The sequence below is a fragment of the Tissierella sp. genome, assembly GCF_032104385.1.
Lineage (GTDB): Bacteria > Bacillota > Clostridia > Tissierellales > Tissierellaceae > Tissierella.
Genome location: NZ_DAMCHJ010000001.1, coordinates 382453 through 407217, shown reverse-complemented (window position 1 = coordinate 407217; position 24765 = coordinate 382453). Strand labels below are relative to the sequence as shown.

The following is a 24765-nucleotide window of genomic DNA, read 5'->3' as shown; positions in this document are numbered from 1 at the left end:
GGCTACATAAAATTAATAAAAAGCTCTATTACGTTGGTCGTAGTAGGGCTTTTTTTATGACCTATAAACTATGTTATATTTTAAATAAAGTTAGATTTATATAATATAATGGTATAATTATATTAGAATATAAATAGGAGTGGGCAATAATGTCTAAGAACGGGGTAAATTTATATAATCTAGCTAATTCTTTTAAAATAGGAATTTTAGTAGTAGATAAATATTGTAATATAAGTTTTTTTAATAATGAAGTTTTAAATATATTAGAATTATTTGATGAAAACAATCTAAACAGAAACCTATCTAATGTCCTATCTAATTTTAATATTAAATCCTTTTTAAATTCTAATAAAAAACATGAATCCCAGAAATTAAAATATAATGGCAAAGATATTATTGTAATAAAAAAGGCAATTTCTAACGATGATACTAAAGAAGGAGCTTATATAATTTTTCAGAAATTAGATACTTATAAAAAAATTATTAGACAGTTTGATGATGAGATAGAAGCATATTCTTTATTAAATACGGTGATGGAAGCTACAAATGATGCTATAGTATATGTAAATAAAGATGGATATATAGAAATGTTGAGTAATCCTTATGCAGAGTTTTTAGGAGTAGACAGAAAAAAAGCAATAGGAAAACATGTAAGGGAAGTTATAGAAAATACTAGGATGGATATTGTAATAAAAACAGGAATATCAGAAATAGCACAAGTTCAAGAAATAAAAGGTAGAAAAATGATAGCTACAAGAATCCCAGTGTTTGTAAATGGTAAAGTAATAGGTGCTGTAGGTAAAGTTTTATTTAAAGATGTAGATGAATTAAATTCATTATATATGAAAATAAATAAAATTGAGAAAGAATTAAATTTATATAAAGATGAATTTAAAAAAGTAAACAAAGCTAAATATGCTTTAGATAGTATTATAAGCATAAGCAAGCCGATGGAAAGTTTGAAAAATCTTACAAAGAGAGCAGCAAAGACTAACTCTAATATATTGATTTTAGGTGAATCAGGAACAGGAAAAGAACTATTTGCTCATGCAATTCATAATAACAGTAGACGTATAGATTCACCTTTTATAAAAGTAAATTGTGGTGCAATTCCTTATGAATTATTAGAATCAGAATTATTTGGTTATGAAGAAGGAGCCTTTACAGGTGCTAAAAAAGGTGGGAAGATTGGTAAGTTTAAGGCAGCAGATGGAGGAACTATATTCTTAGATGAAATTGGGGATTTACCTATGAATATGCAAGTAAAATTATTGAGGGTACTTCAAGATAAAGAAATAGAAAGAATAGGTTCTAATTTTTCAGAAAAAATTGATGTTAGAGTCATAGCAGCAACTAATAAGGATTTAGAAAAAATGGTATCTGAAGGTATGTTTAGATTAGATTTGTATTATAGATTAAATGTGGTTAGCATAAAAATTCCTCCCCTAAGAGAGAGAAAAGAAGATATACCCATTCTTTCTAGATATTTAGTAGATAAGATATCTAAAAGTGAAAATATAAGAGTAGATAATATATTAGATAATACATTAGAGTATTTAAAGAACTATGATTGGCCTGGTAATGTAAGGGAATTAGAAAATATTTTAGAAAGAGCTATAAATTTTCTAGAAGAAGAAACTATAATAAAACCAGAACATTTACCTTCTAAGATTACAGGGATGACACGAAATAAGCAGATGAAAAGCTTAAAGTCTATTTTAGAAGAAGTAGAAAAGCAATCTATCATAGATAGTTTAATAATTTCTAATGGAAATAAAACACTAGCTGCAAATGCTCTAGATATCAGCAGGACAAGTCTATATGAAAAGATTTCTAAATATAACATAGACATGTAATGTTATTTTTCTGACAATTCTTATAATTATCGGAAAAATTTACATCCAGATTAGATATAATAAAATAGTGTAAGGAAATATTTACACTTCATTAATTTAAAGTAAATTAATGTAAACGTAATCTTACATTAATCTAAAAAATTATAAATAAAAATAAAAGATTATCTAAAAACAAGTATATTATGATGGCAAATATACTTGTTTTTTTGTTTTAATCCAGATATTTAGATAAAAATCTAACATTAAAGTTAAATTCTAGTGGCACGAATTTTGCTATATTAATTATCGAATAAATTAAATTGAGGAGGTATAAAAATGTTAGGAAATAAAATATGTATCATAACAGGGGCGGCTAGTGGAATTGGATTAGCAGTTGCAGAAGCTTTTTCTAAAGATGGTGCTAAGGTAGTTATGGCTGATATTAATGAAGAAAGATTAAAAAATGAATCAGAAAGAATAAACGCAGATTATTTTAAGGTAGATTTAAGTACAAGACAAGGTTGTAAGAGTTTAGTTGATTATACTTTAGATAAATATTCAAAAGTAGATATTCTTATAAATGTTGCGGGAATTCAAACAGTATCTCCAATAGAAGATTTTCCAGAGGATAAATGGGATTTTATGATTAATTTGATGCTAACTGCTCCGTTTCTATTAACTAAATATGTATGGAATTCAATGAAGGAGCAAGGTTGGGGAAGAATAATAAATTTAAACTCAATTCATGGATTAGTAGCATCAGAATTCAAAGTAGCTTATGTTTCAGCAAAACATGGTCTTTCAGGACTAACAAAAACTGCTGCATTAGAGGGAGGCTCTTATGGAATAACTGTAAATTCAATTTGTCCTGCATATGTTAGAACCCCTTTAGTAGATAATCAAATTGATGCTCAGGCAGCATCCCATGGAATATCAAGGGAAGAAGTTATTGAAAAAGTAATGTTACAAAAAGCAGCAGTTAAAAAACTAATAGAGCCTGAAACTATTGCAGATGTGGCTAAATTCTTGTGTTCAAATGCAGGAGAACACATTACAGGATCAACCCTTACAATAGATGGTGGCTGGACAGCTGGCTAGAAATACTTTAGTTTAATAGAAAAACAAAAGATTAAATTATTAAAAACAAAAGATTAATAGAATATTGAGTAAAAGAAAAGGGGGAAATAAATTATGCTAGGTATTATTATTGGATTAGTGTTATTGATGTTCTTAGCTTACAGAGGATACTCTATAATCTGGGTAGCTCCACTATGTGCATTAGTAGTAGCTTTAACAGGTAAACTTGAGTTACTTCCAGCATATAAGGATACTTATATGACTGGTTTTGTAGGTTTTACAAAATCTTGGTTTCCTGTATTTATGTTAGGAGCAATATTTGGTCATTTAATGGATTATACTGGTGCTGCTAGATCCATAGCTCAATGGTTAACTAAAGTATTTGGTGCAAAAAGAGCAATTTTAGGCGTGGTTATTGGTTGTGCAGTATTAACCTATGGAGGTATTAGTTTGTTTGTAGTTGTATTTGCAATGTATCCTTTAGCAGTAGCTTTATTTAGAGAAGCTAACATTTCTAGAAAACTTATACCTGGAGCAATAGCTCTTGGATCTTTTACTTTTACTATGACGGCAGTACCTGGAACACCTCAAATACAAAACCTTATTCCAATGGATTATTTTCATACAACACCTACTGCAGCCCCTATAATGGGAACTGTAGCAGCTTTATTTATGTTTGGATTAGGTTATTCATATCTTATATGGAGAGAGAAAAAACTTTTCACAAAAGGTGATGTATTTACTGAACCCCCAAAAAAACAAGAAAATAATGAAGAGGTATTAGTGAATTTACCAAATCCATTTATATCAGTTTTACCTTTGCTTTCAGTAATATTGACACTAAACTTATTAAATTGGGATATTGTTCTTGCATTAATTTCAGGTATAATACTATCAATGCTAACTAATGTTAAACTTTATAAAGGATTTACTAAAACCATTAGTGCTGGGGCAACAGGCTCTATTACAGCTATTATCAATACATCTGCTGCAGTTGGTTTTGGTGCAATAGTAAGAGCAGTACCTGGTTTTCAAACTTTAACTGATTTAGTTCTTGGAATCAAAGGTAGTCCACTTATTTCTGAAGCTGTAGCAGTTAATATTTTAGCTGGAGCAACTGGCTCAGCTTCAGGAGGAATGGGAATAGCATTAGCAGCCTTAGGAGATAAATACTATCAATTAGCATTAGAAACAGGGATAAGTCCTCAGGCTTTTCATAGAATAGCATCTTTAGCATCTGGAGGTCTTGATACCCTTCCTCATAATGGTGCAGTATTAACACTATTAGCTATAACTGGTATGACTCATAAAGAATCTTATATAGATATTTTTATTACTTCTCTAGTATTACCTGTACTATCATCTATACCAGCTATAATTATTGCAAATTTAGGAATTTATTAAAAGATAAATAAGAGATAATTCCCTTCCTAATCTTTATAAGGTAGGAGTTATTAATCAAAGGAGGGTATAAAATGAATTTGGAAAAGATTAAAAAAATAGGTATAGCAGGAGCAGGTACTATGGGTTCTGGTATAGCTCAGATATTTGCACGAAAGGGATATGAAGTAGTAGTAACTGATGTTAAAGAAGAATTTCTAGAAAACTCTAAAAAATTAGTATCTATATTTAATAGAAGTCTAATTGAAGAAGGACTTATGGGAGAGTCAGAAGTTAAAAATACAATAAAAAATATAAAATATAATGTAGATAAAAAAGTATTTTCAGATTGCGATTTAATAATTGAAGCTATCATAGAAAAAATGGATATAAAACAGGATTTTTGGAAGGAAGTTGAAGGAATAGCTAGGGCTGATGTTATATTTGCAACAAATACATCTGGCCTTAGTATTACAGAAATATCTGAGAAGGTAGAGAATAAAGGTAGATTTATAGGAATGCATTTTTGGAATCCACCTCATATTATACCATTAGTTGAATTAATTAAAGGAGATGGAACTAAGGATGAAATTATAAATATACTATTGGAATTATTAAAGAAAATAGATAAGGAACCAGTAGTAGTTCAAAAAGATGTCCCAGGATTTATAGGTAATAGAATACAATTTGCTGTATTTAGAGAGGCATTAAATATAGTGGAAAAAGGAATAGCTACATTTGAAGATGTAGATAGAGCTATGAAATATGGTCCTGGTTTTAGATATCCAATAATAGGACCTTTAGAAACAGCAGATTTAGGCGGATTAGATACATTTTACTATATATCTTCATATCTATTTAATGATTTATCTGATGTAAAAGAACCACAAGAAATATTGAAAAAATTAATGAATAACAAAGAATTAGGTGTTAAATCAAAGAAAGGTTTCTATGATTATTCATACGGTAAAGATGAGGAAGCAATAAAGAGAAGAGATAAAATGTTCTTCAAGATGTTAAAACATATACACAATGTATAAAAGAAGTTCTACTCTTAATTAAGAGTAGAACTTCTTTTATACTAAATTGTTATAGGATAAGCCCTATTCTAATATTATTAAATATTGGAAGGGGGAAGATGATGAAAAAGATCAATAATAGATGGATGAAAATAGCATCAATATATGTAGGTACAGTTATAGGGGCAGGTTTTGCTTCAGGGAGAGAAATTATAGAATTTTTTGGAGTATATGGGGTAAAGGGAATTTTTGGTATAATCATATCAGGAATATTATTTTCTTTAATAGGAGGATTACTCCTTTTAAAGATATACAATAATAGAATAAATGGATTTGAAGAATTAATATGTAAATTATTTGGAAAAAAATTTGGATTAATATTAAATGGTGTAATGACAATTTTCTTATATACAGGATTTAGTGTTATGGTTGCAGGTAGTGGTGCAATATTTAAGGAAGAATTAGATATATCCTTTGACTTTGGGATTATTGTAATGTTAGTTATGTCATTTATAGTATTTTTATTTAGTTTGGAAGGACTTTCTTTTATTAACTCCTTGTTAGTACCTTTACTTGTTATAGGCATTATATTTACATCTATATATCTAAATATAAAAGAGGGATATCATTTATCTAATATAAATGGAGTAGATTTAACGCTGAAAGGAAATTTTTTGACATCTTCTCTTTTATATCTAGGTTCTAACTCACTAATTATTATTACAGTATTTTCTTCTTTATTACCATTGATAGATAGCAAAAAAACAGCTATTCTAGGAGGTATATCAGGAGGAATAATATTACTTATTCTTGGTTTATCTATATTAAGTTCCATGCTTGTTTATTATGATGAAGTGGCTGTTTTAGATATTCCAATGTTGAGAATATGCAATTATATAGGAAATGGATATAGAAAATTTTATTCAATTATATTATGGGTTGCAATGTTTACCACTGCATTGGCTAATGGTTTTAGTTTTATGAATAAAGTATCTAAAAATAAGTATAAGAATCTTATAATAACTTTATTCTGTTTGTTATCTATTCCTCTAGCCAAATTTGGATTTTCTAATTTAGTAGCAATATTATATCCAATTTCTGGAGTAATAGGATTTGTCATTTTACTTTTTATTTTGATAGTCTTATAAATGTAGAACATGGTCTTTAAAATTCCTTAAATGATATATAATTATTAATGAAAAGCAATTAGGATGTGATATTTATGAGTTTCTTTATTACAAGTGATAATGTAAATATATATTATGAAATTAAAGGAGAAGGTTTTCCAATAATTTTTATTCATGGATTTACAGAAAATCATAATTGTTTTAGGATACAGCAAAGAGTATTATCTAAGAAATACAAAGTGATTACTTATGATTTAAGAGGTCATGGTATATCAGAAAAGGTAGACTACGGATTAAATCTAGAAAGATTTGCATTAGATTTAAGAGAACTTATAGACTATCTAGAATTAGAAGGAGTAATGTTAGTTGGCTGGTCTATGGGAGTATCTATTATATTTGAATATATAAATTTATTTGATTTAGAAAATATATCTAAAATATGTATTATTGATAAAAGTCCTAAGGTTATAAATGATAGTAATTGGAATTTAGGTTTATATCATGGAAGATATAGTATGGAAGATGCTTTAAAGGATTTAAAACTAATAAAAAACAATTGGATGGATTTTGCAGAAAACTTTATAAAGATAATGGTTCCATATTTGAATGAAAATCAGTTTAATATTGCAATGGATAAGATGAATAAAAATTCACCTCATGTAATGTACTCTATGTGGAAATCAATGATAGAAAAAGATTATAGAGCTATTTTAGCCAAAATAAATGTACCAACTTTAATAATATTTGGTGAAAAAAGTACTTTTTATTCAATTGATACTGCGAGTTATATTTGCTCAAATATATGCAAATCTAAAATTGTAGTCTTTGAAAATTGTACTCATTTGCTAGTAAATGAAAATCCTATTAAGTTCAATAGTATCATTGAAGAATTCATTCAACATGGAATTGATAAATCTTAGATTTAAGTCAAATGAGGGATTTATCAATAGAAAAAACTCCTTATTTAAGGAGTTTTTTAATAATAAAAATCATATTCTTTAATTAAAAATCTTTCTACTATGGATTTAATATAATCCATAGTATTATTTCTTGCGTCATCATAGGAAATTTTGTTCATTAATACTCTTTTTAGCATACCTTCAAAGATTAAAAGTGTCATATCATTTAATTTATTTGCATCTTCGGGACGAATATAACCTTCATCTACACATCCAATTACAGTGGTTTCACCTCTTTTATTAATATCCCTTTTTAAGAGCATAGTAGAAATATTTTCATCACTACTAACCATATCTTCGGGAAAAAGCTTATAATACTCAGCCACATAATCTTCGAAAGGTTTTTCCAAATTAGGGAAGAAAATGGCATTATATATTTCTGGCTTATCATAGGCATAGTCACAAAAACATTCCCAGACCTTTAAAAAGACATCCATTGAATTTTTTGCATCAATTAAATATGTATTTAAAGCAAGAGCATAGTCCTTTATATTTCTCATAGCCGCATAGAAAAGTAAGTGATCTAAATTTTCAAAATAATTATATAAAGTTGCACTATTATAGCCAGCTCTGTCAGCCACTTTTCTTAAAGTTATTCCATTGATTCCTTCTTCGTATATTAATTCATCAGTTGCGTTAATAAAATATGACATCATTCTTTTTCTTTGTATTTCTTTATTTGTCATTATATCACCAAATTTAATTATTTTTCTAAAGATATATTAGCATAAAAAAGGATATTGTACAAATTAATTATAACTATTAACTTAATATAAGTATTTAAAATAAAAGATATATAAATAACTCTATGAAGGAACATACTAGTTAAGTATTAAGTTTATCTATATTATTAAAAATATTTTAAAAATTATCTATAATTATGATTGAAATATAATCATGATTATGATAACATGATGTTTAACAAACATAATCATGATTAATTTAAAAGGAGTGAAGAGATGAAACTAGAAATTGGTAATTTCCAAGTAAAAGATGTTGTTTTTGGAGAGAAAACCATGTTTAATAATGGAATTCTTTCCATAAATAAGGAAGAAGCTATGGCTTTTATCAAAGAAGATGAACACATTATAGATCTCGACATAGTAATAGCCAAGCCAGGTGAGAGTACAAGAATAGTTCCAGTTAAAGAGGCTGTAGAACCAAGAATTCGTCCAGATGGTAGACCAGTATTTCCCGGAGTTACAGGAGATGTTGAAGCCACAGGTAATGGAAGAGTACATGCATTGAAAGGATGCAGTGTTCTAGGCGTAGGCATGCACTATGGCAGCTTTGGTGATGGATTAATCGATATGGGTGGAGAAGGAGCTAAGTATACTCTATTTTCTGAGTTAATAAATATCTGTATAGTAGCGGACACAGATGAGGAGTTTGAAAGATTTGAGCAACAAAAGAAAAATAGAGCAATTAGATGGGCATCCCATAGATTTGCAGAATATTTAGGAAATACAGTGAAAGATTTAAAACCGGAAGAAATTGAAACATTTGAGTTAGAGCCAATAACTAAAAGATCAGAAGAAATAAACAAGCTTCCATCAGTTGTATTAGTGATGCAACCTCAATCTCAAATGGAGGAATTGGGATATAATGACTTAGTATATGGATGGGATATGAATAAATATGTTCCTTCTTTTATGAATCCAAACGAAGTATTAGATGGAGCATTGATATCTGGTAGTTTCATGCCAGCATCATCAAAATGGGCAACTTATGACTTCCAAAATTTCCCTACTATTAAAGAATTATATAAAGAACATGGAAAATCCATTAACTTCTTAGGTGTTATCATGTCAAACTTAAACGTATCCTTAGAACAAAAGAAACGTTCAGCTATATTTGTAGCTCAGATGGCAAAATCTTTAGGAGCTGATGGAGCTATAGTTACTGAAGAAGGATATGGAAATCCTGATGCAGATTATATTTTATGTCTTGCTGCATTAGAAGATGTAGGTGTAAAGACAGTAGGTATAAGTAATGAATGTACAGGTAGAGATGGAGCTTCCCAACCACTTGTTACATTAGATGAAAAAGCAAATGCACTGGTGTCTACAGGAAACGTTTCTCAATTAATTGAACTTCCTCCAGCTGATAAAGTAATAGGTGAATTACAAGCTTTAGCCAGAGATGGATTATCTGGAGGATGGGCATATGACGAAATATTAGGAGCTTCTGTTAGAGAAGATGGCTCAATTATTATGGAAAATAATGCAATGTTCTGTGGAGATAGAATAGCAGGTTGGTCAACTAAGACTATGAAAGAATTTTAGGAGGTGGAGAGATGAAAAAAGCAATTCATTATATAAATCAATTCTTTGCAGGTATTGGTGGAGAAGATACTGCTGATTATAAACCAGAGATTAGAGAAGGATTAGTAGGACCATCTCTTGCTCTAAATAGTATGCTTGAGGCAGAAGTTACTCATACTATTATCTGTGGAGATAACTTTATGGGTTCTAATACAGATGAAGCAGTTGAAACTATATTAGGATTTTTAGAAGGTAAAGAATTTGATATATTTGTTGCTGGTCCAGCATTTCAAGCAGGTAGATATGGAGTGGCATGTGGGACTATCTGTAAAGCTGTTAAAGAAAAATTTAATGTTCCAGTTGTCACATCTATGAATGAGGAAAATCCTGGAGTAGAGATGTTTAAAAAAGATATATATATATTCAAAGGTGGAAAATCAGCAGCAAAATTAAGAGATGATGTAAAGGTAATAGCTAACTTTGCAAATAAAATATTAAAAGGTGAGAAAACAGGCTCAGCCGATGAAGAAGGATTTTTCCCAAGGGGAATTAGAGCTCAAATGTGGTTGGAATCAGGGAAGACTGCTGCAGAAAGAGGCGTAGATATGTTGATTAAAAAATTAAACAATAAGCTTTTTGAAACAGAACTTCCAATACCAAAACAAGATAGAGTTCCTATAGCAGCACCAATTAAGGATTTATCTAAAGCAAATATTGCAATGGTAACAACTGGTGGAATAGTGCCAGTAGATAATCCAGATAGAATTCAATCTGCTTCCGCTACACGTTGGGGAAGATATGATATATCTAAGGATGAAAGATTAGAATCAGGAGTATATAAAACCATTCACGCTGGATTTGACCCTGCAGCAGCAGATGCAGATCCGAATGTTATAATGCCAATAGACGCAATGAGGACATATCTAAAGGAAGGAAAAATAGGTAAACTTCATGATTATTTCTATAGCACTGTAGGAACTGGAACGACTCAAGCTGAAGCAGCTAGAATGGGTAAAGAAATAGTTGAAAAATTAAAAGAAGATAATGTAGATGGAGTTATTATGACTTCAACCTGAGGTACTTGTACGCGTTGCGGTGCAACAATGGTAAAAGAAATTGAAAGAGCAGGTATACCAGTAGTTCAAATGTGTAACCTAATACCTGTAGCAACAACAGTAGGCTCAAATAAGATAGTACCTACAATATCTATTCCATATCCACTAGGAGACCCATCAACATCTAAAGAACAACAATGGAAATTAAGATACCATAGAGTTGGAGTAGCTTTAGATTCTTTAACTGAAGATATTAAAGAGCAAACAGTATTTAAGGTAAAAATTTAAATAAACAGTAGGGGTGTATAAACACCCCTATAAATTCACCTCTAGATTACTCTAAAATGGGAGGAATTATAATGAATAAAACAAAGCAAAAAGATAATACGGTTTTTTATATATCTCTTGCACTATCTATAGCTATAGTTTTATGGGGAATAGTTGCACAGGAGAATTTCTCAAATTTTGCAAACTCATTACTTAATTTCCTAACAACTAATTTTGGATGGTCTTATTTAATATCTATGTTTATCTTTGTTATATTTGCCATTATATTAGCATTTAGTAAATATGGAGACATTAAATTAGGACCAGATGATTCAAAGCCAGAATATAGTACGACTTCTTGGTTTGGAATGTTATTTGGAGCAGGGATGGGTATAGGTCTTGTATTTTGGGGTGTAGCTGAACCTATATCACATTTTGTAAATCCGGCTCCAGGAATTGAATCAGGAACCTTACAAGCAGCAAATTTTGCGATGAAATCATCCTTTATGCACTGGGGATTCCATCCTTGGGCTAATTACAGTATTATAGGTCTTGCCCTAGCATATTTTCAATTTAGAAAAAATAAGCCAGGTTTAATTAGTAGTATTTTTATACCACTATTGGGTGAAGAAAGAGTTAATGGTCCAATAGGTAAACTAATAGATATACTTGCAGTATTTGCAACAGTAGCAGGAGTAGCTACATCCCTTGGACTTGGAACTTTACAAATCAATAGTGGATTGAATTATCTATTTAATATTCCAGAGACTAAATTAGTTCAGATAGGTATAATTGTAGTAATTACAATTCTATATATTTGGACAGCAGTTAGTGGAATAGATAAAGGTATAAAACTATTAGGAGATATAAATTTAGTGTTGGCATTTGGACTTCTTATACTTACTATCATAATAGGACCTACACTAAAGGTAATAAATTCGTTCACTAATGGATTAGGTCAATATATTAATGGCTTTATAAGCGACAGTCTTCATGTTGAAGCATTTGGTGATAATAGTTGGCTAAATTCATGGACAATATTTTATTGGGCATGGTGGATAGCATGGGCTCCATTTGTAGGTACCTTTATCGCACGTATTTCAAAAGGCAGAACCATTAGGGAATTCATAGGAGGAGTTATACTTGCACCTGCTGTAGTATCAGTTGTTTGGTTTGCAGCATTTGGCTCAATGGGGATAAATTTAGTTGATAAAATTGGAGTTGAAGGATTGGCTGCAGCAGCAAGTAATCCATCTACAGCGTTATTCCAAGTATTTAGCAATTATCCTTTAAGTACAGTGTTATCATTAATTACAGTAGTATTATTATGTACATTTTTTATTACATCTGCAAACTCAGCTACCTTTGTACTAGGAATGTTATCTTCCCAAGGAGATTTAAATCCTACATCCAAAAAACAATTTGTTTGGGGAGTAGTTCAAGCTTTATTAGCCACATCTTTATTACTTTCAGGAGGACTTCAAGCATTACAAACTGCTTCAGTAGCAGCAGCATTTCCTTTTATATTTGTAATGTTAATAGCAACAGTATCATTGATGAAGGCATTGAAGGAAGAGAAATAAAAGATATATGAGGTGATATTATAGTAAGACTATGGACTAGACAAGATAAAAGGAGTTTAGAAGCCATAGAAAAATATGGTGTATATAGGGTTAAGAGAGATTATATTATAGAACAATTTGGAGATATCGCCTATCATTATATTGAATTGTATAAATGGTTTGTAAGAATTGCAGGTGGAAGAGTATGCAAGCCAGAAGGAGTAGATTTTCCTATATGGTGTGCAATATCCAAAGAAAGTATGTATGTACCTACACAGGATACAGTTGTTTATGAACTGGAGATTGATGAGTCAGAAGTAATATATTTTGATGGAAGAAAGTGGGATTTTGTATTAAATCATCATTATATTCCAGTTGATAAAGATGATGAGGAAAAATACTTCAAAGATATAGAAAGGTTAGGGTTAATAGATAGTTATTCATTCTTTGAAGGAAAGTATGCTAATTTTTACCCCTTAGAAAAAAGAAGAATAATAAATAGCTGGGTTAGAATATTTGATATTGAGGATTGGAATGTCTTTGGAGTACAGGCAAATATATGGGAAATACGAAAAAACATGATCAAAAAAATAATAGAATTAAAAGAACAATAAATCTAGGAACTCAATTGGAAGCTGTAGCAAATTAAAATTTGCTACAGCTTCCAATTTCCTATATAAATGGTAAATAATTATTATTCTTATTCTTAAATGGTCTAGATATTATATTTTCCAATATACGAAGACCTTCAACTATATCATTATCATCTACTGCTCCAAAACTAAGCCTAATATAATTAGAGTAAATAGATTCATCAACAAAAAAGACCTTTCCAGGTACAATTGCTAGGTTATTTTCCGCACATTGATTATAAAGTTCAACAGAATCTATTTCCTTAGGTAATTTAAGCCAAATACTAAGACCACCATTAGGTTTTACATAGGATATTCCATAATTGTTTAATTTATCTAACTCTCTAGTCATAATATTATATTTTTCGGAATAAACTTTTTTAATTTTTTCTATATGTGATTTCCAATAACCCTTTCTTAAATATAAATCAAAGGCTCTTTGAAGATATCCTGATGAGGATACATCAGTAGTATGTTTAGCTTTTATAATTTCTCTAAATAATTTATTAGGTAATGTAATAAAACCCATGCGAACTCCAGGCATAAATATCTTTGAAAAGGATTTAATGAAAATGGTTTGGTTGAATTTATCCATGGATTTTAGGATGGGATTTTTATCATTATCATTAAAAGACAAATCTGTTAAAAAATCATCTTCTATTATATAAAAATCATTTTCTTTTGATAGAGATATGAGTTCTTTCTTTTTATCATTGCTATAGGAGTAGGTAGTAGGGCTTTGATAATTAGTCATCAAATATAGAAATTTTGGTCTATATCTTTTAGAATAAGTTTTTAATAATTCAGTATCTATACCATCTTCATTCATTGGTATCCCAATAATCTTGGCACCTCTAGATTTAAATACAGCTAATGCACCAGAATATGTTGGATTTTCAACAAATATACAGTCTCCAGGATTTATTAAGGTTTTTGATATTATGTCTAAACCTTGTTGTCCCCCAGATGTAATTAGAATTTCATCTTTATCTACTCTTGTATTGTAATTTTCAATTAGAAACTTAGATATGGACTCTCTAAGTGGTTCGTATCCTGTAATTTCAGGATATAAAAAAGCCTGTCCTCCATCTCTATCTAATACTTCTACCAATGCCTGTTTAAACTTTTCTATTGGAAATAAATCAGGAGTAGGAGACATAGAGGCAAAATTAATACTATCTTTTGATATTGGAAGTATACCAGATACCATTAATTCCATAGTACCTTCTTCTAAATAGGGCATATCTTCAGAGATAGGTGATTTTTTTATATAAGTTCCACTACCTTTAATTGAATAAACATAACCTTCCTTCTCTAAAAGTTTATAAGCACTAACTACGGTCACATTATTTACTCCTAGGGATTTTGCAAGACTACGGATAGAAGGTAACTTTTCCTTTTCAAATTTGTTTTCCTCTATTAATATTTTAAAATTTTCATAGAGTTGGATATATAAAGGTGTATCTATATCCTTATTTAAGATAAATTTATTCATACTTATCCTCCTTAAATGTATGGATACATTTATTATAACAGATTCCATATAAGAATAAACACAAAAGGAAAAATTTGATAATATATATTTATAAGATTGAAATATATAATCTTAAATCAAGGGAAATATTAGTCATTGAATCTAATATCAAGAAAATATGAAAATTCAATACAGAAAATAGATATAATATACTTTATAATAGAATAATCCCACAATTGTGGGATTATTCTATTATAACTTCAACCTTAGTTCCGTTTTCACTATCTACTTCAACAATTTTACCAGTTTCTCCATTTTTGATAGCTGTCAATATTTCTTCTATGTCATTTTCAGTTAGTCCAGCTTCTTTAAACTCAGGGGAAAACTTAGAAGCAAACTTAACTCCTATATTAATAAGTGAGATAGGTAAAGTTACATTAACCTTAGTGGCGTCTTCTGGATCGAAGACTTTTACCTTTAGCCACTTAGGTTTAGTACTCATATTAGTATTATTTGGAGAGTTTGTGTTATTAAGAGCATCTAATAGTTGAACACCTTCTTCAGTTGAGATTTTTCCCTCTTTAACCATTGTCAAGATTTGCATTTTTTCGTCTGCTTGCATTTGACCCACTCCTTAATATATATTTATTGAACCATTTGATGTAGAGACAATAAATTTTATATTCTCTTTATCTTCATCAAAATAAATACTATGGGCTACTATTTTTTTGAAGCCTAAGTTTGCTTGATTATTAATTTTATATACGAGATTAGGGATTTCGAGAGAGATATTACCCATGGAAGTTTCTAAATCAAAATAACTATCTCTGTTGGTTCCATAAACTTTAGAGCTAATTGAGCCATTGGAAGTCATTAATCTTACTTCTTTTGCCCTATTCATATCTATATCATTACAGATAATTTTTCCATTAGAAGTAGTTAGATGAATCATATCACAATTAATATCCTCTGTTTCAATTAATGCATTAGAGGTTTTCAATATTATTTTTTGGGCATCAATATCACTAACAACTATTTTACCATTTGCTGTTTTAGCTTCAATTTCTAAACTGCGTAAATCTGTTAGAAATATACTGGAATTTGTAGTGAATGATTTAATAATATTTGAACTTATATCTTTACATTCAATTTTTCCGTTTTTAGTTGTTAAATCAATTTCTTTGCTATTTAGTTTTACTATATTAATAGATGAATTAGTAGTTATACATTTTAAGATATCAGTATTTAATTCTTGGATATCTATTTTTCCATTACTAGAATTTAGTATTATTTCGTCATAATGCTTTCTAGGTAATGAAACATCTAATTTAATTGATATATTGCTATTGTATTTTGGATTAAATGTAATTATATTTTCATTTGCACTAAAATCAAAATATGGTTCATCTGGGGAAAATAATCCCTTTTTATATTGGCAGGTAACTTTGATAAATAGATTATCATTGATGGTTGGCTTCAGAAGTATAGATCCATTAACAGTCTTTAAATCTAACTTTGGAAGATTCATATCCGATATATCTAAGTTTAGATCTGTGGTAATAGTCTCATAATTATTTCTAAATATAAATGAATTACCTACATCCTTTAAACCATCAAACATATTTGATAATACATTACTAATATCTGAACCGATGTCTTCAAGAGTATTAAATATAGGTTTTGAAGATTTTTCCTCTTGAGAATCATCATATGTTTCTTCCTTGCTTTTATTATGATTTTTAGGTGTTTCCATGTCTTCTAAAGCTTCCATAAGTTTTATAGCATCTTCAGCAGTTATTTTACCTTCTTCAAGCATTGATAAGATCATCATTTTCTCTTCTTTCACTTTGACCCCTCCTATTCTTCACCTTGAAGGAGCCTAAGAGCCTCTTCAGATGTTATTTCACCATTATTTAACTTATTCAGAACTTCTTTTTTATCAATTGTGGGCTCTGTATATTTAGGACTATATCCTAGAGCCTCAATTACATTTTCAAGTCTTCCTCTAACAGTTGGATAGGATATACCTAATTCTTTTTCTATTTCTTTTATATTTCCTCTGCTTTTTATAAAGATTTCAACAAAATTTTTCTGCTCATCATTAAGTTTACAAAATTTACAAAGTGTAAAATCACCTTCTATATGTGTATGACATTTATGACAGCTAAGTTTTGTTACATAAAGTTCTTCACCACATATGGGGCATTTACCTAATACCTCTTTTCTCATATCATCATCCTTTCTCTATTTAACCTATGGAAATCTTAACTATTGTTCCATCACCAGTAGATATATCAACTAAATCGAATTTGCCATATGATTTTAATTCATAAATTACATTTTTTATCATCTTATTGTCCAATTGTTTTAAGAAAAACTTTATATCATCATCTGGATAATCTACATCTCTTATGGCTATATTCTTGAATTTTAATGTTATATGAGATAAGAAAGTAATTAACCAAAAAGGAATACTAGGTATCCACAATTTAAAATTACTATTTTTATCTACGATTTTAATTTTAATTTTAGATGCCAGTTTAAACACCTCCAAGTTTTAAATATATATTTTATATTTGAAAACTCATTTGTTAATATCATAATATTATCAAATATTAAAAATGTCAATATAAATATTAATATTTTTAATAAATAAATTAAAGATATTAATATTTATATTAAAATTATGAAATTAATACAGTTAAAACTAATAGAATCTTAAAATAAAATATCAATAACCATTAAATTGTTATAGTGTTTGAGTATATGATATAATAAATTAAGATAATTCTAAGAGGTGGTTATGTGGAAGAAAATAAAAAGTTTGGATCTAAAGGTTTTAAAATATTTATAATAATATTTCTGACGTTGAGTATGTTTTTATTAAAAGAGGAAAATCAAAACAAACTAATTAACTTTATAAATTCTGTTTCAGGTAAGGAAAAGGTTTTAGAATTAGTAAATTCTTTTAAAAATAATGGAGATATACAAAATATCAATATATATGATAAAACAATAGTAAAATGGAGTAATAATAAAATATCATTTATGAAAATAGATGGTACACCTATTTTAGAAAAGGAATTTAATTTTACAGAGCCGTATATTTCTTATGGAGATAAATATATATATGTAGCGGACAAGTCCACAGGAGATATTTATTGTTTAGATAAGAATGGGGAAACTAAGGATAGATTACAATTAAATAAAGAAATATTTAATTTAAAGGAGAGTCACGAAAATCTAATTTATCATATAAAATCTCCTGATACGGAAAATATAAAGATAATAGATAAAGATGGTGCATTAATATTAAATCAATCTTATGAAGGTGAAAATATTCTTACATATAATACAAATAATCAAGGAAATTTATCAGCAATATCTTCACTGAGTTTAAATGGAGAGATATTAAAGTCTAAAATAGATTGTTATGGGGAAAATAATGAAAAATTAAATTCAATAGACATTGATAGTGAAATAATCATATATCTTGATTTTACAGCAAAAGATGATATTATTGCCTTAAGTGATAGCTCTCTTTATTTTATTAAGGAAGGAAAGACAATTTGGGAGAAACAATTTGATTTAATAAAGGATATATATCTTGGAAAAGATAAGGTATATATTTTATATAGTAATTATTTAGAAATCATTGGCTTTGATGGTAAAAGTGAAAATAAAATTAGTTTTACAGATGATTATAAGAAGATACTACCATTTCAAGGAGGATTTCTAATTTATGGAGATAACAAAGTAGTTATAATAGAAGGAAATAAGGAGATATTAAAACATGAGGATAATATAATTAGAATACTTACAAATAAAGACCAGATATTATTATGGGGACCAGAAGAAATAAAAGTATATAGAATATCAAGTAAAAATAAAGTGAAAAATGTCTAATTATGGGTATATCTATTAATGTAATAAATAATTAAGTAGGAGGGAAAATATGAAAAAAGCAAACTATTCTTTAGGTGTAGTATTGATACTTATAGGTTTGATGTTTTTACTTATGAATTTAAATGTACTTACTTTCGATTGGCTATTATTTATATTAGCAATAGGACTGATAGTATGGGATTTGAAAAGTGGAAATACAGTCTATTTAATAGCAGGTTTACTCCTACTTGGGATATCATCTGTAGCTCTTATAGATGAGTATTTATTTACAACTATTAGTGTAAAATCCTTTATATATCAATTAATTTTTGGTATTATATCCTTAGTGATGTACAAAAGACATGGTAATAAAGGTTTTCTAGTATTAGGAACCTTGTTATCAGCCATAAGCTTCTATGGTCTAATTGAAGAGATAGTAAAAGCTGATGTAAGTTGGATAAGATTTTTACTGTTTTCAATTGCTTTCTTTGTTATATATACTATAGGATATAAAAGAGAAGATATAGATTGGCCTAAAAATATATCTATTATAATGTTAATTACTTCAGCAATATCTCTAGTAGGATCAAAGGATTTATTAAGGGTAGGTCTTTGGAAATTTATTTCTTATTTAATTCCTATTGTTATAATATTATTGGGAATTAAAATAATATCCAATGGAATAAGAGACTCAAAATAATTGAATTTCTTCTTGTTATTAATTATATCTATATTAAATATATATATATAACATTTATTAATAGCTTTATCTATGCTATATAAAATTAGTATAATATAATTAATTGAAAATATAGGAGGAATAATAATGAGAATAGAAGTAGACGCAAGAGGACAATTATGTCCAAAACCAGTTATAATGACAAAAAAAGAATTAGATAATTTAACAAATGGAATAGTGACTACTATTGTTGATAATGAAGTAGCTAAGGATAATGTCTCAAAACTAGCGGCATCCTATGGATACAGCTTTATAATTGATAAAGGTAAAGAAAATGAATATTATATTCATATAACTAAGGGTGGCATAGGAGAAGAATTAAATTTAAATGTATGTATTCCAGATACATTTAAAGATTTAACTATTGCTATTGGCTCAGATAAAATGGGTGTAGGAGGAGAAGAATTAGGTAAAATTCTAATGAAGAGTTTTATATATACAGTAAAAGAAACTACACCTTGGCCTGCTACTATGGTATTTTTTAATGCAGGAGTTTATTTAACATGTGAAGGCTCTGAAGTTTTAGAAGATTTAAAAGCATTGGCAGATGAAGGAGTTGAAATTATTTCTTGTGGAACTTGTTTAGATTATTATAATATAAAGGATAAACTTCAAGTTGGAGAAATAGGTAATATGTACAGTATATATGAAAAAATGCGAAATGCAAATAACACCATAAATATAGGATAGGAGACAAAGATGAATAAAGAGATTTATGGAGTAGCAACATATAAATCTACTCACCATACTATACAAGCAGAAGGAGTATTTAAGGAAAAAGGGATAAATTTTAGAACCATACCCACACCTAGAGAAATTACAGTTAGCTGTGGTTTAGCAATTATTTTTCCACTAGATGATCTCCCAAAAGTAGAAGAAATAATAGACAGTAATGAAATAAATATAGATAGCATATATAAATATACTAAGACTGGTTCAAATAATAAGGCTGAAAAGCTAAGATAATATCGAGGTTAATTCTATGGAAACAACGGAAAACATAATAAATAATATTAAGTATTTTGCTGATGATTATCTAAAAAATAATAATGGAGAATTAAATTTTTTAGGTAAACTATTAAAGATACTACTAATAGTAATAACTATAAAAGTAATTATTTCCTTAACTAATAAGCTCATAGATAGAACTTTAAAGCATAAAAAAGGTATGAATTTTTTTGTGAATAATAGAAGGGCTACTACAATTGGCGAGGTATTAAAAAAAATTGTAAAATATATCTTATATTTTATAGGCATAGTAATGATTTTAGATATGTTTAATATAAATACTACATCCATATTGGCTACAGCAGGAATAGGTGGACTTGCCATAGGTTTTGGTGCTCAGTCCTTAGTTAAGGATATAATTACAGGTTTTTTTATTTTATTTGAAGATCAATATGCTGTGGGAGATTATGTAAAAATAGAATCTCTAGAAGGCACTGTAGAAGAATTGGGCCTAAGAGTTACAAAACTAAGAGATTTCTCTGGAGATTTGCATATAATTCCAAATGGAAGAGTTCAAGTTGTAACTAATAAAACTAGAGGAGCTATGAGGGCATTAGTTAAAGTATCTATAGCTTATGAAGAAAACATTGATGATGCTATTAGAGTGTTAGAAAAAGTTTGTAAAGGAATTAAGTCCAGTAATGATAATATACTGGATGGCCCTACTATATTAGGAGTTACAGATTTAGGAGATTTTGATGTATCTATTTCAATAGTTGCAAAAACTAAACCAATGGAGCAGTGGGCAGTGGAAAGAGAAATCAGGAAAAAGGTAAAAGAAGCCTTTGATAGAGAAAATATAGAAATACCTTATCCAAAAAGAGTAATATTTGGGGGGAAAGAACAATGATATTAAATTATGAAGTTGGGGATATTATAACTCTAAAGAAGGGGCATCCTTGTGGAGAGAATAAATGGGAAATATTAAGGACTGGCGCAGATATAAAGATAAAATGTTTAGGATGTGACAGACAAATTTGGATACCTAGAATAGACTTTGATAAGAGAATTAGAAAGATATTAGTCGATGAAAAATGGATTAGTATAATTCATCATAAAGGTAAAGAAAATTAAGTGTTTAAACAAGAAGTATATAGATATTCATTCTATATTTAGAACTGGGGATTATATTTTTAATTAAAAGGATATCCTTGTTTATCAGTAAATGGTTTATTAAACTTATTTTATATGAATAGAGACTATATTATTCTTGCAGATTTTCTATTTAATAAATTAGAAGTGATTTTTAGTGTAAAGAATAATTTATTCTAATTTAGAAAGTAAAAATAAAAAAAGTATTAAGAAAAAAGTAGAAAAAGATAATTTATTGATTTATTAAAGATTAAATTAATAAAGTAATTATTTATAATAGATAGTGAATATTTTAATAGAAATATAAATATAAATCTAAATGCAAAAAAGAGATAAATAGAATGAATATTATTGGTAATATAAAAAATATATGAGTAATATGTAAAAATAGATATTTTAAATCTATAAAATACTTTAAAAATTATAGGTTCTATAACCCTGTGAAATCCTTTCTATTGGTGATTTCGTGGGGTTTTTTTAATACAAATTTTAATGTAAAAAACTCTTGATAAATTGTATACAATAGTATATGATTGTATACAATAGATAATATTTCCAATTATCTAAAAAATCAAGGGGGTCAGGTCATGATTAAAGTAAATGAAAAAAGCTTTAAAAACTTTAAGATGTTCGGAATTCCAGTACCGTTATTCTTGGTATTTGCTATTGTAGCTTGGGTTGCAGCGGCTACTGGTGTACTGCCCAAAGATATCACAGGTGCATTAGCAATTATGTTTTTCTTAGGAATCATTTTCGGAGAAATAGGAGATCGTATCCCTATTTGGAATGAGTATGTAGGTGGCGGTGCAATTTTAGCATTTTTAGGCTCTGCGTATTTACTCTATGCAGGAATATTACCTGAAAGGGCTGCTGAGAGTATTAAGATCTTTATGGACGAATCAGACTTTCTTAATTTATTTATTTCAGTTCTTATTACAGGGAGTATTCTTTCTGTAAATAGGAAGCTTCTAATGAGAGCTTTAACTGGTTATATTCCAGCCATATTAGCAGGTATTGTAGGCGCATTTATATTCGGAATAATGGGTGGATTATTATTTGGAGTATCACCAGCAGAAATATCAATGAAATATGTATTACCAATTATGGGTGGAGGAACTGGAGCAGGTGCAATTCCTATGTCAGAAATTTTCACTTCTATTACTGGAAAAGATCCATCGGAATATTTGTCTTTTGCATTTCCTATATTAACTATTGCAAATATTATTTGTATAATGGTTGGAGCATTATTACACAAATTAGGGGAGAAAAAACCTAAACTAACTGGAAATGGTAAGCTAGTAAAGGGAGATAATTTTGATGCAGAAGATAAAGACCATGAATTTAAAATAACAGCTACAGAAATAGCAGCTGGATTGGTTTTAGCAACTGGTTTCTATGTATTAGGTAATTTAATGGCAAAGAAAATATTACCATCAATAGGTGGAGTTAAGATTCATGCTTTTGCATATATGGTAATATTTGTTTCCTTATTTAATATTTTAAACTTTATACCAGAGCCATTAAAGCAAGGTACTAAGAAATTACAATCCTTCTTCTCATCCAAGTTTTTATGGGTTATTATGATAGGGGTAGGTGTAACTTTTACAGATTTAGGGGAAATAATTGCTGCAATAACTTTTAGTAATGTTATTATAGCAGGATTTATAGTTTTAGGAGCAGTATTGGGTACAGCAGGACTTGGATATCTTGTAGGTTTTTATCCAATTGAATCGGCTATAACTGCAGGATTATGCATGGCTAATAGAGGTGGATCTGGAGATATTGCTGTATTAGGAGCAGCAAAGAGAATGGAATTAATATCCTTTGCACAAATTTCCTCGAGAATTGGTGGAGGAATAATGCTTATAATAGCATCTATAGTGTTTAATATGTTTACTTAGAATAAGTAAATTGATGCATTGCTTAAATTAATTAAGCAATGCATCAATCCTTAATATAAATGGTGGGGAGTTATAAAAATGATAAGCGAAGATATTCATATAAGGACGATTTATTTGAATAATCCAAGGGAGAAGGCTCAAGTTGAGGAATTTCTATTGTCTCAAGGTCTTAATCTAGAAACAGATGTAGAATATACAGTAGCTCTTTATGAAGATGATAAGATTGTCGGCACAGGTTCACTGTCAGGGAGAGTACTAAAATGCATTGCAGTAGATACGGATTATCTTGGAATGGGATTTTCCAATAAGATAGTATCTTTATTAGTAAGTGAAGAGTATCATAGAGGAAATACTCATCTATTTATATTTACAAAACCAAGTAATATTAATATGTTTAAGGATATGGGGTTTTATGAAATAGCACAAGTGGAAGAACAAGTAGTTTTATTAGAAAATGACCCCCAAGGGATAAAAAGGTATACAAAAAAACTTAATAAATATAAAAAAGATGGTAAAATCATTTCATCTATAGTCATGAATTGTAATCCTTTTACTTTAGGGCATCAGTTTCTAATAGAAAAGGCATCTTTAAGTAGTGATCTTGTACATGTATTTATAGTCTGGGAGGATAGGTCACTTTTTCCCCCTAGTGTACGATTTAATCTAGTAAAAGAGGGAACAAAACATTTATCTAATATAATTATTCATAAGGGTGAGGATTATATTATTTCTAACTCTACTTTCCCTTCATATTTTATGAAAGAATCATCTGATATTGTTAAAACTCATGCATTATTAGATTTAAAAATCTTTGCTTCTTATATTGCTCCTTCTCTCGGAATAAATAGAAGATATATAGGGGAAGAACCATATTGTCTTGTAACTAAAGAATATAATGAAATCATGAAAAGGATATTACCTAATTATGAGATAGAAGTTACAGAAGTACCTAGAATTATGAAAGACGAAAGTGTAATAAGTGCTTCTAAGGTAAGAGAATATATTAAAAATAATGATTTAGAGTCTATAAAGAAAATTGTACCATCAACAACGTATGAGTACTTGATTTCTGATGAAGCAAATCCAATAATAGATAAAATTAGAAATACTAACTCTAGACATTAAGCCAAGATTGAAATTAATTGAGAACTTAAGTTTTTTTAATATATATAAATTTAAAAAGGGGGTTTCAACATATGGAAATTAATAAAGTAGGGATTGCTGGAACTATGGAATCCAGTGATATAACAATTACTATTCAGCCAAGAGATAGTCAAGGTATTGAAGTAATATTACAAAGCTCAGTGAAAAAACAATTCGGAAAACAGATTGTAAAGGTGATTAAGGATACTATAAAAAGTTATGGAGTGGAAAATGCATTAGTTAATGCTGTAGACAAAGGTGCAATAGATTATGTTATTAAGGCAAGAACAGAAGCTGCTCTATATAGAGCTACAGGAAGTTCAAATTATAACTGGGGGGAGTGATA

The 24765-nt window shown here is 28.8% G+C and carries 25 protein-coding genes; 19 read left to right on the top strand and 6 right to left on the bottom strand.

Translation table 11 applies throughout. The features are described 5' to 3' along the window. Positions 1 to 149 precede the first annotated feature (149 nt). From RT714_RS01970 to RT714_RS01945, 6 genes are all read left to right on the top strand, one after another. Positions 150 to 1856 carry a sigma 54-interacting transcriptional regulator gene (locus RT714_RS01970; protein WP_313755926.1) on the top strand — a complete coding sequence of 569 codons (1707 nt, stop codon included), beginning with the start codon at positions 150 to 152 and terminating at the stop codon, positions 1854 to 1856. A 315-nt stretch (positions 1857 to 2171) separates the two neighbouring features. Then, entirely contained in the window at positions 2172 to 2933 is a 762-nt protein-coding gene (locus tag RT714_RS01965) for a 3-hydroxybutyrate dehydrogenase (protein ID WP_313755925.1), read from the top strand. A gap of 93 nt (positions 2934 to 3026) precedes the next feature. Further along, positions 3027 to 4316: a GntP family permease gene (locus RT714_RS01960; RefSeq protein WP_313755924.1), complete on the top strand. Its 1290-nt coding sequence runs from the start codon at positions 3027 to 3029 to the stop codon at positions 4314 to 4316. A gap of 71 nt (positions 4317 to 4387) precedes the next feature. Continuing rightward, positions 4388 to 5332 carry a 3-hydroxyacyl-CoA dehydrogenase family protein gene (locus RT714_RS01955; protein ID WP_313755923.1) on the top strand — a complete coding sequence of 315 codons (945 nt, stop codon included), beginning with the start codon at positions 4388 to 4390 and terminating at the stop codon, positions 5330 to 5332. A gap of 101 nt (positions 5333 to 5433) precedes the next feature. Beyond that, the gene (locus tag RT714_RS01950; RefSeq protein ID WP_313755922.1) at positions 5434 to 6459 is read left to right on the top strand and encodes a hypothetical protein; all 1026 of its coding nucleotides are present in this window, start codon (positions 5434 to 5436) and stop codon (positions 6457 to 6459) included. 74 nt (positions 6460 to 6533) lie between these two features. After that, positions 6534 to 7358, top strand: a complete 825-nt coding sequence (locus tag RT714_RS01945) for an alpha/beta hydrolase (protein ID WP_313755921.1) — start codon at positions 6534 to 6536, stop codon at positions 7356 to 7358. Between the two features lie 56 nt (positions 7359 to 7414). Here the strand turns inward: RT714_RS01945 and RT714_RS01940 are convergent, their stop codons facing one another. Beyond that, positions 7415 to 8083: a TetR/AcrR family transcriptional regulator gene (locus tag RT714_RS01940; RefSeq protein ID WP_313755920.1), complete on the bottom strand. Its 669-nt coding sequence runs from the start codon at positions 8081 to 8083 to the stop codon at positions 7415 to 7417. Positions 8084 to 8356: 273 nt separating this feature from the next. Between RT714_RS01940 and RT714_RS01935 the strand changes: the two genes are divergently transcribed. From RT714_RS01935 to RT714_RS01920, 4 genes are all read left to right on the top strand, one after another. Beyond that, on the top strand, positions 8357 to 9682 hold the full coding sequence (locus RT714_RS01935; RefSeq protein ID WP_313755919.1) for a glycine/sarcosine/betaine reductase component B subunit: 1326 nt from the start codon (positions 8357 to 8359) through the stop codon (positions 9680 to 9682). 11 nt (positions 9683 to 9693) lie between these two features. Continuing rightward, positions 9694 to 11004 carry a betaine reductase selenoprotein B gene (grdH, locus tag RT714_RS01930; protein ID WP_313755918.1) on the top strand — a complete coding sequence of 437 codons (1311 nt, stop codon included), beginning with the start codon at positions 9694 to 9696 and terminating at the stop codon, positions 11002 to 11004. A gap of 71 nt (positions 11005 to 11075) precedes the next feature. Next, on the top strand, positions 11076 to 12566 hold the full coding sequence (locus RT714_RS01925; RefSeq protein WP_313755917.1) for a BCCT family transporter: 1491 nt from the start codon (positions 11076 to 11078) through the stop codon (positions 12564 to 12566). Positions 12567 to 12583: 17 nt separating this feature from the next. Further along, positions 12584 to 13159, top strand: coding sequence for a DUF3841 domain-containing protein (locus RT714_RS01920; RefSeq protein WP_313755937.1), 576 nt, complete (start codon positions 12584 to 12586; stop codon positions 13157 to 13159). 58 nt (positions 13160 to 13217) lie between these two features. On the opposite strand, the gene RT714_RS01915 is transcribed toward RT714_RS01920, so the two are convergent. The 5 genes from RT714_RS01915 to RT714_RS01895 form a co-directional block, all read right to left on the bottom strand. Continuing rightward, complete coding sequence (locus RT714_RS01915) at positions 13218 to 14672, bottom strand: PLP-dependent aminotransferase family protein (RefSeq protein WP_313755916.1); 1455 nt, start codon at positions 14670 to 14672, stop codon at positions 13218 to 13220. A 223-nt stretch (positions 14673 to 14895) separates the two neighbouring features. After that, the gene (locus RT714_RS01910; protein ID WP_313755915.1) at positions 14896 to 15273 is read right to left on the bottom strand and encodes an SHOCT-like domain-containing protein; all 378 of its coding nucleotides are present in this window, start codon (positions 15271 to 15273) and stop codon (positions 14896 to 14898) included. Positions 15274 to 15285: 12 nt separating this feature from the next. Then, positions 15286 to 16497, bottom strand: a complete 1212-nt coding sequence (locus tag RT714_RS01905) for a DUF4097 family beta strand repeat-containing protein (protein WP_313755914.1) — start codon at positions 16495 to 16497, stop codon at positions 15286 to 15288. A gap of 11 nt (positions 16498 to 16508) precedes the next feature. Beyond that, positions 16509 to 16880 carry a DUF2089 domain-containing protein gene (locus RT714_RS01900; RefSeq protein WP_313755913.1) on the bottom strand — a complete coding sequence of 124 codons (372 nt, stop codon included), beginning with the start codon at positions 16878 to 16880 and terminating at the stop codon, positions 16509 to 16511. Between the two features lie 19 nt (positions 16881 to 16899). Further along, the gene (locus tag RT714_RS01895) at positions 16900 to 17205 is read right to left on the bottom strand and encodes a hypothetical protein (protein WP_313755912.1); all 306 of its coding nucleotides are present in this window, start codon (positions 17203 to 17205) and stop codon (positions 16900 to 16902) included. A gap of 251 nt (positions 17206 to 17456) precedes the next feature. Between RT714_RS01895 and RT714_RS01890 the strand changes: the two genes are divergently transcribed. From RT714_RS01890 to citD, 9 genes are all read left to right on the top strand, one after another. Beyond that, entirely contained in the window at positions 17457 to 18557 is a 1101-nt protein-coding gene (locus tag RT714_RS01890) for a DUF5711 family protein (RefSeq protein ID WP_313755911.1), read from the top strand. 49 nt (positions 18558 to 18606) lie between these two features. After that, positions 18607 to 19236: a hypothetical protein gene (locus RT714_RS01885; RefSeq protein ID WP_313755910.1), complete on the top strand. Its 630-nt coding sequence runs from the start codon at positions 18607 to 18609 to the stop codon at positions 19234 to 19236. 126 nt (positions 19237 to 19362) lie between these two features. Beyond that, a complete protein-coding gene (gene yedF / locus RT714_RS01880; RefSeq protein ID WP_313755909.1) occupies positions 19363 to 19965 on the top strand; it encodes a sulfurtransferase-like selenium metabolism protein YedF in 603 nt (200 codons plus the stop codon). Between the two features lie 9 nt (positions 19966 to 19974). Beyond that, complete coding sequence (locus tag RT714_RS01875; protein WP_313755908.1) at positions 19975 to 20241, top strand: DUF3343 domain-containing protein; 267 nt, start codon at positions 19975 to 19977, stop codon at positions 20239 to 20241. A 16-nt stretch (positions 20242 to 20257) separates the two neighbouring features. Next, positions 20258 to 21133, top strand: a complete 876-nt coding sequence (locus RT714_RS01870) for a mechanosensitive ion channel family protein (RefSeq protein ID WP_313755907.1) — start codon at positions 20258 to 20260, stop codon at positions 21131 to 21133. Continuing rightward, positions 21130 to 21357, top strand: a complete 228-nt coding sequence (locus RT714_RS01865) for a DUF951 domain-containing protein (RefSeq protein WP_399325629.1) — start codon at positions 21130 to 21132, stop codon at positions 21355 to 21357. The genes RT714_RS01870 and RT714_RS01865 overlap by 4 nt, the downstream gene beginning before the upstream one ends. Positions 21358 to 21962: 605 nt before the next feature. After that, positions 21963 to 23276 carry a 2-hydroxycarboxylate transporter family protein gene (locus RT714_RS01860; RefSeq protein ID WP_313755906.1) on the top strand — a complete coding sequence of 438 codons (1314 nt, stop codon included), beginning with the start codon at positions 21963 to 21965 and terminating at the stop codon, positions 23274 to 23276. A gap of 78 nt (positions 23277 to 23354) precedes the next feature. Then, on the top strand, positions 23355 to 24401 hold the full coding sequence (gene citC, locus RT714_RS01855; protein ID WP_313755905.1) for a [citrate (pro-3S)-lyase] ligase: 1047 nt from the start codon (positions 23355 to 23357) through the stop codon (positions 24399 to 24401). A gap of 71 nt (positions 24402 to 24472) precedes the next feature. After that, entirely contained in the window at positions 24473 to 24763 is a 291-nt protein-coding gene (gene citD / locus RT714_RS01850) for a citrate lyase acyl carrier protein (protein ID WP_313755904.1), read from the top strand. The last annotated feature ends 2 nt before the right edge of the window (positions 24764 to 24765 follow it).